The sequence below is a fragment of the Chloroflexaceae bacterium genome (assembly GCA_025057155.1).
Lineage (GTDB): Bacteria > Chloroflexota > Chloroflexia > Chloroflexales > Chloroflexaceae > JACAEO01.
Window position 1 is genome coordinate 73735 of sequence record JANWYD010000013.1, and the last position, 16817, is coordinate 90551.

The 16817-nt window shown below is 64.7% G+C and carries 15 protein-coding genes and 1 tRNA gene; 8 read left to right on the forward strand and 8 right to left on the reverse strand.

Annotated elements, in window-relative coordinates; genetic code table 11:
- Positions 1-77 precede the first annotated feature (77 nt).
- Positions 78-365, forward strand: coding sequence for a hypothetical protein (locus NZU74_13230; GenBank protein ID MCS6882289.1), 288 nt, complete (start codon positions 78-80; stop codon positions 363-365).
- Between the two features lie 446 nt (positions 366-811).
- Here the strand turns inward: NZU74_13230 and NZU74_13235 are convergent, their stop codons facing one another.
- The 3 genes from NZU74_13235 to NZU74_13245 all read right to left on the reverse strand — a co-directional run bounded on the left by NZU74_13235 (position 812) and on the right by NZU74_13245 (position 2711).
- On the reverse strand, positions 812-1108 hold the full coding sequence (locus NZU74_13235) for a transcriptional regulator (protein ID MCS6882290.1): 297 nt from the start codon (positions 1106-1108) through the stop codon (positions 812-814).
- Between the two features lie 186 nt (positions 1109-1294).
- Positions 1295-2257, reverse strand: a complete 963-nt coding sequence (locus tag NZU74_13240; GenBank protein MCS6882291.1) for a sodium-dependent bicarbonate transport family permease — start codon at positions 2255-2257, stop codon at positions 1295-1297.
- Positions 2258-2525: 268 nt separating this feature from the next.
- Positions 2526-2711, reverse strand: a complete 186-nt coding sequence (locus NZU74_13245; GenBank protein ID MCS6882292.1) for a hypothetical protein — start codon at positions 2709-2711, stop codon at positions 2526-2528.
- A 353-nt stretch (positions 2712-3064) separates the two neighbouring features.
- Between NZU74_13245 and NZU74_13250 the strand changes: the two genes are divergently transcribed.
- The 6 genes from NZU74_13250 to dnaG all read left to right on the forward strand — a co-directional run bounded on the left by NZU74_13250 (position 3065) and on the right by dnaG (position 10869).
- Complete coding sequence (locus NZU74_13250) at positions 3065-3388, forward strand: ATP-dependent Clp protease adaptor ClpS (GenBank protein ID MCS6882293.1); 324 nt, start codon at positions 3065-3067, stop codon at positions 3386-3388.
- A gap of 22 nt (positions 3389-3410) precedes the next feature.
- Entirely contained in the window at positions 3411-4970 is a 1560-nt protein-coding gene (locus NZU74_13255; GenBank protein ID MCS6882294.1) for a class A beta-lactamase-related serine hydrolase, read from the forward strand.
- 57 nt (positions 4971-5027) lie between these two features.
- Positions 5028-6980, forward strand: coding sequence for a hypothetical protein (locus tag NZU74_13260; GenBank protein MCS6882295.1), 1953 nt, complete (start codon positions 5028-5030; stop codon positions 6978-6980).
- 89 nt (positions 6981-7069) lie between these two features.
- Positions 7070-7480 (forward strand): hypothetical protein, encoded by a 411-nt coding sequence (locus NZU74_13265; protein ID MCS6882296.1) that lies wholly within the window; start codon positions 7070-7072, stop codon positions 7478-7480.
- Between the two features lie 240 nt (positions 7481-7720).
- On the forward strand, positions 7721-8785 hold the full coding sequence (locus NZU74_13270) for a deoxyguanosinetriphosphate triphosphohydrolase (protein MCS6882297.1): 1065 nt from the start codon (positions 7721-7723) through the stop codon (positions 8783-8785).
- Between the two features lie 65 nt (positions 8786-8850).
- Positions 8851-10869 carry a DNA primase gene (gene dnaG / locus NZU74_13275; protein MCS6882298.1) on the forward strand — a complete coding sequence of 673 codons (2019 nt, stop codon included), beginning with the start codon at positions 8851-8853 and terminating at the stop codon, positions 10867-10869.
- A 2-nt stretch (positions 10870-10871) separates the two neighbouring features.
- Here dnaG and NZU74_13280 read toward each other — a convergent pair whose 3' ends face one another.
- Entirely contained in the window at positions 10872-12260 is a 1389-nt protein-coding gene (locus tag NZU74_13280; protein MCS6882299.1) for a phosphotransferase, read from the reverse strand.
- A gap of 132 nt (positions 12261-12392) precedes the next feature.
- On the opposite strand from NZU74_13280, the gene NZU74_13285 reads away from it, so the two are divergent.
- Positions 12393-13208: a DUF3352 domain-containing protein gene (locus NZU74_13285; GenBank protein ID MCS6882300.1), complete on the forward strand. Its 816-nt coding sequence runs from the start codon at positions 12393-12395 to the stop codon at positions 13206-13208.
- A gap of 94 nt (positions 13209-13302) precedes the next feature.
- Here the strand turns inward: NZU74_13285 and NZU74_13290 are convergent, their stop codons facing one another.
- The 4 genes from NZU74_13290 to NZU74_13305 form a co-directional block, all read right to left on the reverse strand.
- A complete protein-coding gene (locus NZU74_13290; protein ID MCS6882301.1) occupies positions 13303-13590 on the reverse strand; it encodes a DUF2203 domain-containing protein in 288 nt (95 codons plus the stop codon).
- A gap of 274 nt (positions 13591-13864) precedes the next feature.
- Positions 13865-13955 (reverse strand) — tRNA-Ser (locus tag NZU74_13295).
- A 282-nt stretch (positions 13956-14237) separates the two neighbouring features.
- A complete protein-coding gene (locus tag NZU74_13300) occupies positions 14238-15236 on the reverse strand; it encodes an SPFH domain-containing protein (GenBank protein MCS6882302.1) in 999 nt (332 codons plus the stop codon).
- A gap of 512 nt (positions 15237-15748) precedes the next feature.
- Positions 15749-16762, reverse strand: a complete 1014-nt coding sequence (locus NZU74_13305) for a glycosyltransferase family 2 protein (protein ID MCS6882303.1) — start codon at positions 16760-16762, stop codon at positions 15749-15751.
- Positions 16763-16817: the final 55 nt, after the last annotated feature.

Below are 16817 nucleotides of genomic sequence, written 5' to 3' on the forward strand. Positions count from 1 at the left end.
CTCCGGGTGAGGTTTGCCAATCTCCATTGCCGTATGGCGGTGGAGGGAGCCCGATCAACCATCGTTCACACGATGTCATGTCACCGCCTTCCTTGATCACGGTAAGCGTCTACCGGCGCAACTACGGCTATCGCTACACCGATCTGCCAGTGGACCGGCTCGAAACCTCGGGACTGCTGATTGACTGCAGCGAGAGCTTTACCCGCCCCGAACACTACGATCTCCGACCAGGGGACATTGTGCGCTGGCGGGCCGGCGACCGGTGGATCGAGGCCGTTATTAGCTCGGTCATCCGCGACGCTACATCCGTGCGCGCGGACCTGTCCGGCGCGCATCTGCTTCCTGCTGACTTTTTTCCCTATTGAACGCGGCCGGTTGCAGGAGGAGGACCAACAGGTCGCCCGCTGCCCCCGCTCCGGCGGGCGCCATCCGCCCTGATCCGGATTGGCAGGCAGGAAAACCGGGTTTCCCCGTGGGGCAAAAAAACTGGTTCGCGTTCTATCAATCCAACAAGGAACGCGAACCATCTCTATCAACTTTTGTCATTTGCGCTCATGGTATGCGCCAGGGGGAGAAACGTCAATGCAATGACTGGTCATCCATACACCCTGGCAGATGAGCAATTGTCAATCACCCGGACAGGGACGAGGCCTGAAGGCGACCAGTCTGCCGCAAACCCCACACCGGCGACGACGGTGGGCGACAGGGCATCATGACAGTTTGTTCAGCCAGGCGACCCGCCTCGCCCGAGGCGGGTTTGCCGATCGGACGGCGCCCCCGCAGAGTGTCTGCGGGGGCGTTTTTAGCCGCCTCAGAGATACTTCTCGCCACGGATCACCTCGGCATCCATACAATAGACGATGACAGCATAATCGGCAAAGTAGTGATCGGCCACGTAGGTCATGATCCGCTCGGCGACCTCGGGCGAGACCAGGGTCTCGATACGCAGATTGGGACCTTCCCAACTGCTGGCGTGCACGCCTCGCGTTCCCTCGCCACGGGCCATCACCAGCGTGTAGCCTCTGGCGCCGAGTTGCCGAAGTTCGCGTAACAGGCGCTCTTCCAGCAGCGCCTCAGCGACGATGGTTACCAGCTTAAGTTTGTGCACCGGGCGCCTCCTCCACGATGGTACGGAACGGGCTTTCAGGAGAGGCCGGCCCCCTCCGCGCCTCCCCTTCGCGAGCGAAGCCTCACCGCAGCAGCAATTGTGCAACGAGACGTCGCCTGAAACGAGGCGTTCAGAGGGACTTCGCCCCTCCGAAGCGCCCCTCAGGGGATGGTTTTCATTGTAGCACTAATAGAACAGGTTTGATAAGCTGTAGTAGAGCGGAATGCCGAAGGCCAGATTAAACGGAAAGGTGATCGCCAGCGAGGCGGTCAGGTAATAGCTCGGGTTGGCCTGAGGCAAGGCGATACGCACGGCGGCGGGGGCGGCGATGTAGGAGGCGCTGGCCGCGAGGGTGCCCAGCACCACCGCACCTCCGGGCGAGAGACCGGTCAGACTGCCGAGCCAGATGCCGGCGATGCCCGAAGCAATTGGCATCAGAATGCCAAAGGCTACCAGAAACAAGCCTACCTTGCGCAGATCACTCAACCGTCGCGCGGCGACCATGCCCATTTCGAGCAGGAAGAGCGTCAACGCACCTTTGAAGGGATCCACAAACAGAGGCGCAACCTGCTTCAAACCCGTCTGTCCAGAGAGAAGGCCTATTACCAGCCCGCCCAGAAGCAAGAGAATGCTCTTACCGGCCAGCAGTTCACGGAATACCTCGCCCCAACCGCCTCCATGTCCCATCGCTACGCGGGCGATCAGCAGGGCCACAACAATCGCCGGCACCTCCAGTATCGCGACCAGGGTGGGAGTAAAGCCTTCATACGGCACCTTCAGCGCTTCCAGGAAGGTTTGCACAGCGGCGAAGGTCACTGCGGAGACCGAGCCGTAATGAGCGGCCAGGGCCGCCGCATCGGCGATCTCAAAGCGGCCCAGGCGGCGGAGTATGACATAGGCCACTACCGGAATGATCAATCCCAGGGCCAGGGTTGCCAGAGCCGGCCATAGGATGACGGAGAACGGCGTCTCGGAGAGAGCCGCGCCGCCCTTCAAGCCAATGGCCAGCAAGAGGTAAATTGATAGACCGACATACAACTCCTCGGGAAACTTGAGATCGCTGTGGACCAGCGTGGCGATTCCCCCCAGCACGAACGCAAGCACCATCGGCGAGAGCAGGTTCAGTCGCACCAGGTCGAGAATAGTCACCCGGAACCCCCTTGTATCCAGAACACGAAAAGGGCACAGAGGCCAGGCCAGTCCCTGACGCACTCTATGCCCTCAACAATCAACCGCAGGCCGTCTGCGGCGCTGTGCGCATAACTCCTGCTGATAGGGGGGAGCGCACGTTGCGCCCCTGACACTATGGCGCCTCCAATCAGCCTCCGGTCGCCTGTTCTTGCCACCGCAGAATCATCCCAGGTAAGGTAGGGAGTCTGGCCGCCACACGGCATCCTCACCGGTGGAGGCAACGGAACTAATCGGCGGACAGGGCCGGCTCGGGCTCCTCAGACGGCGGAGAAAGCGTGTCCCATTCGTGATAGCCCGTTTCGTAGGCGTCAACACCAAACAATTCGGCGGCAATGTAGGCGGCGGTCTGGGGCGAAATACGCCCGTTCTTCAATCCTTCCTCAAGCGCGGCAAGCAATTCAAAACGGTCCACGGTTTTCACCTCCCATCATCGGCGCCGGCGCGGCACCACGTCGTCACGCGCCATTCGGTCTGTAACGCCGTGAATGATATACGCAGCCGGCGCTTTGTGCAAGAGGAGACCTTCCCGGTAAAACGGCTGGTGCAGAGTCTCCGGAGCCTGCCCCAAACCCCAGGTTTTCGTTGGCTCTGGCGGCGTAGCTGCCAGAATCAACGAGAAATGGCCGTATCGAGCGATTACGCCGGCCCGATCCCTCCGCTGGAGGCAGACTTTGCATCAGCCCTGTTCCCGGTAAAGTGGTAAGGGATATGCTATACTACGTGGCGATATTCGCCGCAAGGGCCGGCGCCCACGGAGGTGTTGACGTGACCACACAGGACCCGGACGTTCACGTCATCCCCAATCTTACCTTCAAAGTCGCCGAGCGCGAGGACCTGGAGAAACCCTACCGGGTGATTATCGAGAACGATGATGTGACGCCGATGGATTTCGTCGTCACCGTCCTCCGCGTCTTTTTCGGACTGAGCTTCAACCGGGCGGTAGTGGTGATGCTGACAGCTCATTACGAAGGGCGAGCCCATGTGGCGACCTTGCCGTATGAAGAGGCGCGGGAACGAGTGTACAACGCCCACCATGCCGCTCGGGAGGCCGGTTACCCGCTGACGTTCTACCTGGAGCCTGACACCTGACCTTTACCACCGGGGATTACGCATGACCTGGCCACGTTTCGCCGCGATCAGTTTGCTCTGTCTGGCGCTGGTCGCAAACTGCGCCCCTGTTGCGTCGCAGCGGGACCCCTCTGCACCTGCCGGCCAGCCTGGGACGGCCGTTGCCGTCTTGAAAGCCTCTGCTCCCACGCCAACCCCCGTCTTCGCCACCGGAACCACCGTCGCGGGGATCACCGTGGCCGGTCTGACGTTGGACCAGGCCGAGCGGCGCCTCCGCGCGGCGCTCAGCGTCCCGCCGGAAATCGAGGTGCGGGTAGGATCGCTGCGTCGGTCGCTTGGCGCAGAGCTGATCGGGCTGACAGTGCCGGTAGAAGAACTGCTCACCCGCGCCGCGCCGGCCCTGGCCGGCTCAACGCCCGTCACGGTTTCGGCAGCCTTCGACTACGATCAGGCGGCCCTCCGCAGGGAGATCGCGGCGCTGGCCGCCGAAGTCGCCGTGCCGCCGACTATTCACGTCATCACCTCCACCGAGGCGCTCTCACGGAGCTTCGGGTTTACCCCCGGACGCATCCTCGAAGTTGACGCTGCCGTGGCCCGGATCGGCCAGGGTCTTGCCGCCGGCGACGCGGGCCCCTTCACTCTGACGCTGAGCGAGGACGCGACGCCGCCGCGGGCGCCACTGATCCAGCTCCGCGAGGAGGTTGAGGCGCTGGCCGCTGAGTGGCCGGGTGTAGTTGGCTTTCAGCTCATCGATCTGCAAACCGGGGCCAGCGTCGGCTTCCATGAGCACACGGTGTTTGCCGGGGCCAGCACCATCAAAACGGCGATCATGCTCAACACGTATGTCAATCTCGACGATATCGGCGAGCGTGAGCAGGAGTTGCTCGCAAAGATGATCGGCGAGAGCGACAATCTGGCTGCGAACGACCTGCTGGCCGCCGCTGCGGGGGGCCGGGGAACCGAGTACGCTTTCGTTGGGGCCGACGCGATGAGCATCATGCTGCAGGAGAAGCTTGGCCTGAAGCATACCTATCTGTATATCCCCTTCGAGGCGACAGATTATATCAGGCTGTATAAGCCGAAGTTTCGCTGCGGGCCGAAGGGCCCCGTGGGTGAAAAACCCTACACGGAGCATGGGAATTGCCTCCGCGCCGAGCCGGCCTCGATGGCCCGGCTTTACCAGTTGATTGACCAGTGCGCCGCGAACGAGGGGTTGCTTCTGGAACGCTTCGAGCGCCTGACCGCCGCTCGCTGCCAGGAGATGCTCGATTATCTCGCCGCCAACGATGACCAGACGCGGCTCGTCGCAGGGGTGCCGCCAGGGGTCAGGGTGGAGCATAAGAGCGGCTGGATTGAAGATATGCAGGCTGACGCGGGCATTGTGCGCTCGCCCAACGGCGCCTATGCCATCGCCATCTACATCTACCGGCCTCTGCCTCCGGGGCGGCACTTCTGGCCCGATGAACTGATGGCGCCGGTCGTGGCCGCGTTTTCGCGCCTGGCCTACACCGCCTACAACCCCGTGCGCCTTGATAGGCGGGTGGAAGAGAGCGGGCACACCAGACTTCTCCGCCCGCCTGCCGGTGGGGCGGAATTGAACTGAGAGAGTCGTCGCCCGGAAACGCAGCAAGCAGCCTTTGCCGGCAGGCAGGATCAACCGATGGCCGTATTGCCGATTACACGCCTGGTGCTCTTCAAGCATGGAGTAGGCTACATTGAGCGCCGCGGATCCTTCCAGGGAGAACGCCTGGAGTTGAGCTTCCCGCGCGAGGCTACGGACGATGTGCTCAAGAGCCTGATCGTGCTTGACAACCGTGGCTATGTACTCGGTGTGGACTTCGAGACGCCCGAGGATCGGGCGGCGCGTCTGGGCCGGGTCAGCATCGGTCTCTCAGAGGAGCGCCGCTTGCTCGATCTACTGCGCGATCTGCGCGGCCGCGCCGTGCGAGTGGCGCTCAACGGCGGCAACAAGCGACCTGAGAGCGTGGTCGAGGGTCTGCTCCTGGGGGTGGACTATGAACCGGAGATGACGCTGCGCCGGGCCACGCTGGCAATCTACCAGCCCGAAACGCGGCAGGTGCGCGTGTTGCCGGTCGTTCAGCTCGCGCACCTGGATCTGCTCGACGATCAGGCGGATAGCGACCTGCGCTACGCACTGCGCGTCGCTCGCGGCGAAGAGCAGCGCCAGAGCGCCATGCTGCGCCTTTCGCCCGGCGAGCACGACCTGCTGCTGGCCTACATCGCGCCTGCGCCCGCCTGGCGAGTGAGTTATCGCCTGCTCTACGAGGAGGAGCGGCTGAACCAGCCTGCTTCGGCCCCGCCACCCGCGGAAGTGCTGTTGCAGGGCTGGGGGCTGTTCGATAATCAACTCGACGAGGATCTCTGCGAGGTCGAGTTGACGCTCATGGCGGGTATGCCTATCTCCTTTCGCTACCGGCTCGCATTGCCCCACACCCCCGAGCGCCCGCTGGTTGAGGACGAGGAGCGCACGGTAGCCGGACCGCTGTTCTTTGACAGAGCGCCGCCCCCCGCGCCGGAGCTGGCCGCGGGGATAATGGCAAAGAGCAACGCCGAAGCCGACGCGGCCTCGCTCGCCCCCACCGTGCGCCTGGCGACCCGTCGCCTGGAGGAAGGTATACCCGCGAGCGCCAGCGGCGACGAGCGCGGCGCGCTCTTTGCCTATCACATCACCCACCCGGTGAGCGTCGCCCGCGGCCAGTCGGCGATGGTTCCGATTGTCAGCCGGCGCCTGCCCGCCCGGCGCGAATTGCTCTACAGCGGCGCGAAGCACCCCCGCCATCCAGTTGCCGCTTTGCGCTTCAGCAACGTTACCGGCCTGACCCTTGAACGCGGTCCGGTGACAGTGCTCGAAAATGGCGATTACGCTGGTGAGGCGGTGCTGCCCTTTACCCGCGCCGGAGATGAACTCATCGTGCCCTACGCCGTGGAGCTGGGGATAGAAGTCACCGAAGAACGGCGCGGCGAGCGCCGTACCGCCAGCGTCAGGCTGGAAGGCGAGTATCTGCGGATCGAGGAGCACGAATCGAGCATCACCGATTATGAACTCGTCAGCGCCCTTGATCGCGCCGTGGTGGTAACTCTGGAACACGCCCGCAACCCGGCCTTTGAGGTGGTCGGGCCGCGCCCGCCTGAGGAGGAGCGTGCCGGGTTCGCCCGCTGGCGCGTGCCCTGTGAACCCCGCGCGCGCATTCGCTTCACGGTGACCGAGCGACGGCTGCTGAGCCGCTTCGAGTCTGTTCGCGGCCTTACCGGCGAGCAGTTGCGCGAGTTTCTTGCTGACCGGCTCCTCGATGTGGCTACTGTCAAGGCCCTCGGTGCGGTGCTCAGGATCTACCAGCAGATCAACGCCGCCCGGGAAAAGCTCCAGCAACTCGGCCTTCAGCGCGACGAGATCTACAAACGCCAGCGGCAGATCCGCAGCAATCTGGAGCCGCTGGGCCGCGAGGGCGAGGAAGGCGTCCTGCGCCAGCGCTACGTCGCCACGCTCAACGAACTGGAGAACCGCCTGGCCGCGCTCGCCGAAGATGAGGCGGGCCAGCGCGCAGAGATCGCGCGCCTGGAGGAGCAGGCCGCGCGAATCTTGCGAGGATGATACGATTTTGGATTTTGGATTGCGACCTGGCGCAGCCGGGAAGCGGTAAGGTTGCGCTGATGCTTTGCCTGGTCGCCTGAAACGACACGATGAGCAATCGTCTTGATTTCCGCACGCTGTTGATCATGCTCGCGGCTCTCACCATTGGCGTGAGCTGGGCCGCCTTTAACTTCGCCTCGACGGGTGGCGCGCGCAACGATGCTGCCGTGCGCCCCCTGGTCTGGACGGTGTTTGCCACACCTGCGGCCCTGTTCATCGGCTGGATCATCGCCCGCCGGCAGGAAGCGGGGCTGGCGGCGTTCTGCTGCTTCTGTCTCTACTTTTTCGCCTTCTTTGTCGCCCAGCGCATCGAGACGCTCTTCTTTACCCTGGAAGAGGCGCGGGCCAGCGGGCATAGCTTCTACTTCACCACCATGCTGGTGATCCACGCCCTGACGGGCGCCGGCCTGAGCCTCTGGCGCGCCCTCGCACCAGCGTCTGTGTCCGCGGAGGCGGGATAGGCGCGCCTCCGGGAGAGCTTTGCCCTCCCGAACGCTCCCATGAGGCAGGGGCGTGTGGAAACCAGGTTTCTCCACCTCCCTCCAATTCGGGTTTGCTATAATTCAGTTGCGACCTGATACGTGGCGCATCTGGCATCTTCCCCTGAGCAAGCGGTCGGAGAAGAGAGTTTCTGGGAGGGCTTCGCTCTCGCAGAAACTCGCGTTCAGGAAGCTGACCAGGGCCCCAAAACGTCTGGCATCATGATCCGCACACCCCGCGAGTACCAGGAAGACCTCGAAGCCCGGGTGCTCTCGACCTTCGCCGCCCGCAGCAGCGCCGCCGTGCGTGACTACCCCGAGCCGCCCTGCGCGGTGCGCCCGGCCTACCAGCGTGACCGCGACCGCATCCTGCACTCCAAATCCTTCCGCCGCCTCAAACACAAGACGCAGGTGTTCATCGCCCCCCCGGGCGACCACTACCGAACCCGTCTGACCCACACCCTGGAGGTGACGCAGATCGCCCGCACGGTCGCACGCGCCCTGCGCCTCAACGAGGATCTGACCGAGGCCATCGGTCTGGGGCACGACCTGGGGCACGCGCCCTTCGGGCACGCTGGCGAAACCGCCCTGACGCGCATCTACCCCGACCACTTCCGCCACAACGAACAGTCGCGACGCATCGTTGAGGTGCTCGAACACGGCGGTCAGGGTCTCAACCTGACCTACGCCGTCCGCGAGGGGATCTACCTGCACTCCAAGGCCCGTCGCGACATTATGACAACCGCCTGGGGCACGGCCAGCACGCTCGAGGGCCAATTGATCAAGATCTGCGATAGCGTGGCCTACATTAACCACGACATTGACGACGCTATTCGCGCCGGGGTGCTGCGCGAGGAGGATCTGCCCGCCGAGGCCATCGCGGTGCTGGGACGCAGCCACCGCGAGCGCATCAATACCATGGTCGGCGACCTGATCCAGTTCAACTGGTGGGCCACCGGCGAGGCGAACCCGCCTGACCCGCCACTGATCGGCATGAGTCCAGCCGTGCTTGCCGCCACCAACCAGTTGCGCGATTTTATGTTCCGCGCCGTCTACCAGGATCGGCGCGCCAGGGCCGAGAGCGAGAAGGCGCGCTTTATTATCGAAACGCTCTACGAATATTATGTCAAACATCCTGACGAGATCCCCGAAGAATTGCAGCGCATCAACCAGCAGCGCAGCGAACCGGTCGAGCGCATGGTCGTTGACCACATTGCCAGCATGACCGACCGGTACGCGATTGAGACCTTCAAGCGGGTATTTATTCCCCGGACCTGGGGCGGGTAGCGGCGAGAAACTTCCGTCAGGCGGGGGGTGAAGAACCTTGGTCTGCTCATCCCCCTCCAACCGCTATGAACCAGATTGACGACGTTCGCAACCGCACCGACATCGTGGAACTGATCACCTCGATGGGCGTGGGGCTGCGCCGCACGGGGCGCAGCTACGTGGGCTTCTGCCCCTTCCACCCCAACACCCGCACCCCGGCCTTCACGGTGTACCCTGAAACGCAGAGCTTCTACTGTTTTGGCTGCCACGCCTCGGGCACGGTCTTCGACTTCGTGATGCGCAAGCAAGGTCTCGACTTCCGCGGGGCGCTGGAGTTGCTGGCCGCCCGCGCGGGCGTCACCCTCGCCCCGCGGAGCGACAGCGCGCGCCAGGAGGACGCCCGGCGCGCGCGGCTGCTCGAACTCAACGCCCTGGCAGCGCGGGTCTTCAACCACATCCTGCTGGCTACCCGGCGGGGCGAACCGGGTCGCGCCTATCTAGAGCAACGGCAGGTCAACGCGGAGATGGTTGACGCCTTCCAACTGGGCTACGCGCCCGATGAGCGGCGTTTCCTGCTCGAATACCTGACCGAGAAGAAAGGTTACACGCCCGAAGAGGTTGAAGCCGCCGGACTGGCGGTGCGCCATGAGAGCGGGCGATTCTACGACCGCTTTCGGAGCCGCCTGATCTTCCCCATCCGTAACGCGAAGGGCGAGACGGTAGGCTTCGGCGGGCGGATCATCGGCGATGGGCAGCCCAAGTATCTCAACTCGCCCGAAACTCCGGTCTTCAAAAAGGGCGAGTTGCTCTATGGTCTCGACCTGGCCCGCGAGGCCATCCGCACCGAGGACCGCACGATCGTCGTCGAAGGCTACTTTGACGTGATCAGCGCCCACCAGCACGGCTTTCGCAACGTGGTTGCGCCGCTGGGCACAGCTCTGACCCGCGGCCACGTCGCGCTGCTCAAGCGTTTGTCGCACAACGTCCTGCTGGCCCTCGACGCCGACGCCGCAGGCCAGCGCGCCACCCTCAAGGGGCTGGACGCCCTGCGCGAGAGCGCCGAAGCCGACGGGCGGATGGTCGCCACGGCCCAGGGCATTGTGCGCCTGGAGAGCGACGTGGCCCTGCGCATCATCCGTATGCCCGAGGGCCGCGACCCCGACGAGGTGATCCGCGCCGACCCGAAACTGTGGCAGCGCCTGGTGGCCGAGGCCGCGCCGGTGATGGAGTTCTATCTGAGCGCCTACACCGCCGGTCTCGACCTCAGCCGCCCCGAGGAGCAACGGCTGGCCCTCGACCGGCTGTTGCCGCTGGTGGCTGAACTCGACGCGACCCAGCAGCGGGTCTATCTGTCGCGCCTGGAACAGGTGATCGGCGTCCGCGCTGAACTGATCCTCGACCTGCTGCGCGGCAACCCGGCTGCGCGCCGGCCAGTCCTCCGCGAGGGCAAAGGCCGCTCCCGGCTCGACGAGAAGCGCCCCGCCGCCCCGCCGCCCCCCGACGAGGCTCCCCACCCTGCCGGGGACGGCGCCGCGCCCGCCGCTTCCCCGCACCCTGCCCTTGACGCCCGGCGAGCCACCGAAGCCTATCTGCTGGCCCTGGCCCTCTACCATCCAAGCGTGGACGCCGCGGTGGAAGCCTATCTCGAAGCCGGTCTGGCGCGCCATCCCTCGATGCGCGGTCTCTTTGGAGGCGGGCTTGAAGATCTGCTGGAAGAGCCGTTGCACCGGGAACTCTGGCGCCACTTCACAACCCTGCCGCCAGCGTGGCGTCCCGCCACCCCGGAGGAGGTGCAAGCCTGGGCTGAGGGACAGGACGAACCTTTCCGGGAAACGGCGCTGCGGCTGCTCGCCGTGGCCGGGCAACGCCCCCAGACGCTGCGCTACCGCCACGAGGCCGAGGCGTGCGCCCGCAAGTTGCGCCTGGGCCAGATTGAGGCGCGCATCAGCCGGCTCAAGGAGCGGGAGCAGGCCATCGAGGACGCCGAGGAGTTCGAGCACATTGCGCGCATGCAGGCCAGCCTGGCCCTGTACCGCGCCACCGTTCAGCGCCCGCGGCGCAGCAGCACCTTTCCCGACGCCCGCGACACTCTGGGGGAGGAGTGAGTTTACCCTTCTCCCAGCAACGGCTCCGCCAGGCGCAGGGCCATCTTGAGGTAGAAGGGCAGCATCAACTCCATCTCCCACTTCAGCTCGATATTGGGCAGCACCACGCCGTAGTAGGTGCTGGCGTGATGCAGGGCGGCCAGGGGCTGGGCCAGTTCAAATGCCGCCACCAGGTCGCGGTCGGGGAACGCGGCGGCCCAGGGGCGCAGGTAGGCGTCGCGCAAACGCTCGCGCACGCCGGGCAGGCGGGGGAAGAAGTCTTCGATTTCCACCAGGAAGAGCAGCGGGCTGAAGAAGGGGTGGCTGATCGAGCTATCGGACCAGTCGAGGAAGGCGAAGCCCGCGCCGGTCACCACCACCTGCCCGGCCCAGAAGTCGCCGTGCTCGAGGGTCGCGGGCAGGCCATAGGCGGCGAGGCGCGCAGTCAGGGCTTCCAGACGGGCGGCCAGGCCATGCAGGCGGCGGCGCTCATCGGCCGAGAGACCGGCGGGGCTGGCGGGCATGGCCGCGGCGGGATCGGCCAGTAACGGCGCCAGGCGCGCGGCGAGGGTGGCGAGGGGCCGTTCAGGAACCCCGGCGGCGCGCAGGACCGGCAGCCGTGCGGCGCTGGCGATCTGCACCTCGGCGAAGCCGGCGAGCGCCCGTTCCCACAGCTCCACATCATCGCAGCGCGTATCGAGAGTTGGCCCCCGCAATTCGCGCATGAGCAGCCAGCCGCGGGCGGGATCCACTGCCACCGGCCGGGGAAACCGGTCGGGGTCAGCGGCGGCCAGCGCCGCTGTCAGAGCCGGTTCGTGGGCGAAGATCGGCGGCACGGCTTTGAGGTACACCGGGCCTTCTCCGGTCGGCAGGCGCAGGATCGCCGAACGCTGCCACGAGCGCAACTGCTCCGCCGGTCCCGTTGGCGGCATGCCTGCGCTGGTCAACTGTGCGGCGGCCCAGCGGGTCGCGGCTTCGTGCCAGCCCGGCAGATACCAGGGCGCGCGTTGCCGGGGCGCGCCCGCGTACCAGGTGAACCACTCGGTGAGGGGGCGACGGTGGCCTTCCACCTCCAGCGGCAGGATGCCGATCTCCTCGCGGGCCACCCAGCGCCCCCCCGGCGGCGGGCGCCAGGAGGGATCGCGAGGGACCGCTGCGTAGAGCTTTGAGACCACCTCCGCCTCGCGCTGATAATCAATCGCCAGGCAGCGCAGCGTGGTCGCGGAGAGTCCCAGCACCTCGCGCAGCCCCTGGTTGACGGGGGCTACGTCTTGCCAGACCCGGCGCTCGCCCTGGGCAAAGTATGGCAGACGCCAGCCCTCCACGCCCGGCAGGAGGAGCAACCTGTCATCCTGAGGGTGAATGACCGCCACGTGGTACTCGTAGCGTACCGGCAGCGCGCGTGTGGGCATAGTAGTCGCTTTTCGGCTCCCTCCGGCGCGTCCCGACGCCCTGTTGCGAACCGACTGCAACTGGCGCGGCTTTCATTATGGTACCATACACCTGAAACGTAGATGGCGCCTGTCCCTTCATCGGAGCTCCCTATGCCTGCCGCGTCTACTGTCACACCGCCTGCCCCTCGCGAGCGGGGCCTGGGCTACGCTCTGGCGGGCGGCCTGGCGATCACCGCCATCGCCGTGGTAATAGGGGGACTACTCTTTGGATGGCTGTTGCTGGCCACACGCGGCCCGAGCGCCCCGGAACTGCTCCCTGGCGACGTGCAACTCTATGCCGCCACGACTCCAAATATCGGCGGCGTGGTCGAAGTCGCCCAACTCCGCAGCGTTCTCCAGGACGGGCTTGGCGTGCCCGAACCCGCCGCCCTGATCGCGCCGATCGAAACCCTGCTCGGAGTAAGCGTGCGCGAGCACATTGCGCCCTGGCTGGGCAGCGAAGTCGCCGTGGCGGTGCGCGGCGCCGACCCGGCGCGCCTCCGCGGCGCCGATCCCGGCGCGTCCTTGTTAGAGCACGCTGAGGTGCTGTTCCTCTTCGCATCCAAGAACGACCCCCAGGCCCTGGCCTTCCTCGAGAGGCACCGCGCCGCCCGCGAAGCGCGCGGCGAAACCATCGCCGCCCTCGAGCGGCAAGGGGCAACGATCTACTACGCCGAAGGCGGCGCGTCCCGCCCCATCGCTGTCTTCGCCCTCATCCACCACTATGTGGTCTTTTCCAACAGCCTGACCGCGGTGGAACATCTTGCCGTAGCCGGTGGGGAGTCGACAGCGACCCTGGCGCACAACCCCGCCTTTACGCGCTTCCAGGCCCGGAGAGAAGCGGCCGGGGCGATCTACACCGACGGGAGTCCCGCTGCCGAGGCCGTCCGGGCGGCCCTGCGCGACGTGCTCATGGGCCTGGCATGAACGCGCACCTCTCCGCGCCTTTGCCATTCAGGGTGCAGCGCACCGCGCAGCCTGACGGTCGTTAGCGCGGCGCTTCCAGGAGAACCTTCGTCCATCACTCGGACGGTTCTCCGGCCACTGGCGGCGGCTTGCTGGCGGCAGCCACGATCCGTTGCAGATACTGCTGCCAGTTGGCCTGATTGGCGCGGGTGATCCGGCGCACAGCCTCAATGTCGCCGCGTTCGCCGGCCTCGTAAGCTGCCGCCAGCGACTCCTGAAAGGTGCGGGCAAGGTCGGCCACGGCCCGCCGCAACTCGCTATTCATCTGCCGCTGGCGCTCCAGTTGCTCCTGCAGCCAGGCGTTGAGGCGTTCCAGTTCGGCGATGCGTTCTTCGGGAGACATCTCTATGGCGCTCCTATGATATGGTCCATACCTGCATTGCCGTCCTGGAGGGACAAAGGGAGGCATAGTCCTCCGCACCCTCGCCAAACGGTGGGAGGAGGGTGGGGAAACCAGGTTTCCCCACGACCCTGCCGCGGTAGCGTCATCCTCCAGGTTGCGCGCAGGGTTCGGGAGGGCGTAGTCCTTCCAGACCGTAACCGGATAACCGGGTTATCCGGACGGGCGCTAAACAAAAGCGCCCCGCCTGCCGGACTCAGGAAGGGCGCGCCGTGCGTGGCGGGGAGAGCGAGATTCGAACTCGCGAGGGCTTTTTACACCCTACTCGTTTTCGAGACGAGCACGTTCAACCACTCCGTCATCTCCCCGTATACCACCGTTCATTATACGCCGTCGCGAGGTTGCGTCAAGACACCCGGTTTAGCAAGGCTTATGCAACGTCTTCGGGGCAAGCCCCAAAACCTGGTTGGTTCGAGGGTTTTGGCGGCGCGGCCGCCAAAACCCTCGAGCAGCAGCTGGACCGACCCACGGCCCAGCCCTGGAGACGCAGACGTCGCACAGGCCCTATGCCGGCACGAACGAGGGCGGAGAACTCGGGTTTTGGCTGCATCCCTCCGCACGCCCCGTCGAAACTTCATCTCGTTGTCATGTCAGGGCGCTGAGGGAGACGGCTGCGCATCGGGCCGCGCGGGCGGCGTGACTACTGTCGAGGTCTCGCCCATCTGGTTGAGCAACAAAGTTAGATCGGTATTCGGATCGATAAACCAGATGTTGCCATTATCCAGCATCTGGACCATCAGTTCGCGTTTGCGCAACTCGAACAATTCAGGATTCTCGCGCCAGTAGCGCCCCTCAATGGCCCGCACCTGGGCCTCGCGATTGGCCGCTTCCAGAGCCGCCGCAGTCTTGCCGCGTTCGCGGGTCAGAGCGACCTGGGCCTCCTGCTCGGCCTGGAACAGATTATTGGCCTGCTGGGCCTCGATCTGCTCCCGCCGCTTCTGCTCGGTTTCGATCTGCACCTCCAGATTAGCCTTCTCGGCCAGCAGGCGCGCATACTCTTCGCCAACCTTGATATCGAGCACTTTCACATCGTAGATCTGAATGTAGAGTTGCTCGCTGGGGCTGCGCCGGCCAGCTTCACCCGTCGTCAAAAACTGGCGAATGCGGGCGGCGAAACCGCCTCGATCAGAGAGGGCCTGGTCGAGGGTAAACTGCGTGCTGGCGCTCTTGAGCGCATCGTTGATATAACCATCGAGCGGCACAATTAACTGCTCATCGAGCACGCCGATCTCGCCGTAACTGGCCCGTAACGCATCAGGACTGGTGAGCCGGCTGTAGTCCACCTGAATGTCAATGTCGTAGAGTTGTTTGTCACTGCTGGCAACGTTCTGTGAGATGGTGCGGGTCTGCCGGCGGACATTCACGACCTCGATTGTCGTGAAGGGAGCGAAGGGCCGGAAAAAGATCCCCGGCTCTTGAATGCCCTCAACACGACCCTGGGTCACAATGATGCCCCGTTCGCCTTCGTTGATCTGCGCAAATTTCATGGTGGAGAGACCAAGCCCCGCCACAATCAGGATGAGCAGCAACACACCGACCAGACCCGTCCATGCGCGCGAACCGCGCGCTCCACCCTGCTTTGCGCTCATGTTCTGGCTCCTTCGTTACGCAATGTTGAACCCTGGTTGACGGGCGCCGCGCATGAGGCGCAGAGCACCCGCGGTAGTATGGAGCGCTTGAGAGGGTGTCGCCCTTCCCAATCCTCCTCTACCTTCCGGTCGCGCGACGTGGCGTTCTGGTTCTCGGAAAGCTGTGCGCTCCTGGAACCGTTCCGTGCTTCGCGCTTCGTGGCGCGCTATTTATTATATGTATCAGGTGCAACGAACGGTCATTCATACGCCTCCGTTGCAGAGCTTACCCAACCTGAGGCAAGTCCCGAACTCCGGGCGGAGGTTCGGTGATTCTGGCAGCGTCGCCAGGATCACCGAACCTCCCCTGTGAGACGGCGCGCCGCTCCACGCCCATTGCTGGAGACGGACATTCCGGAAGTCCCGTGCCAGTCCGAGCGAGGGCGAGCAACCTGGGTTCTATCGTACCGGGGGAAGACAGGCGCCTGCCACGCGCGTGGCAGGCGCGATGGCAAAACGGACGGAGTTCAGGGTCAATGTTGCAGACGTTCGACGCGCGCGCGCTCGGCTTCGGAGAAGCCAAGGGTCTCGGCGACAATGTACAGCGGGCGCCCTTTCACTTCGTCGTAGATCCGCCCCACATACTCGCCAATGATGCCGAGGGAGATAAGCTGCACCGCGCCGATGAACAGCACGCTGGCCAGCGTCGAAGCCTGACCGTAGAAGGCCGCGTCCTGGGGCGTGGCGCTGCCGAGACGCATGACAAACACCACCAGGATGAAGATCAGGCTCATGGCAGCCACGATAAAGCCCATATAGGTGGCCAGTTGCAACGGCAGGTAGGAAAAGCTGGTAATGCCATCCAGGGCGAACTTGAGCATCTTGCGGAATGGGTATTTGGTGCTGCCGGCTTTGCGCGCATGGCGCCTATAGCTGACCCCCGTGCTGCGGAAGCCGACCCACACCGACAGCCCGCGCATAAAGCGATGATGCTCGCGGATGCGGTTCAACGCATCCACCACCTTGCGGTCCATCAGGCGAAAGTCGCCCGCGTCAACCGGCAGTTCGACGTTGGTAATTCTGGCAATTAGACGGTAGAAGGCCGAGGCGGTCGCACGCTTGAACCATGTCTCGCCCTCGCGTTCCTCGCGCACGGCGTAGACCACTTCGTAGCCCTCGCGCCACCTGGCGATCAACTCGGGGATGACCTCCGGCGGGTCCTGGAGGTCCGAGTCAATTACGATCACCGCGCGGCCCTGGGCGTAATCCGTTCCGGCCGTAATGGCGAGTTGATGGCCGAAATTGCGCGAGAAGTTGATCACCCGGACGCGCGGGTCACGCTCGTGGATCGCCCGCAGGATCACCCCTGTGCGGTCACGGCTCCCATCGTTGACCAGCACCAGTTCAAACGGCTCGCCGAGGGGTTCGAGGGCGGCGATGGTGCGCTGGCAAAACTCTTCAATCAGCGCCTCTTCGTTAAACACCGGGGCCACCACCGAGAAGGTGGGCGGGCCAGGCTCCGTCACAAGCTGGGGTTCGGGGGCCATTTCGGCGACCAATGCCATAACAGTCTTTCCTCCAACCTGAAGTGGAACAAGATTT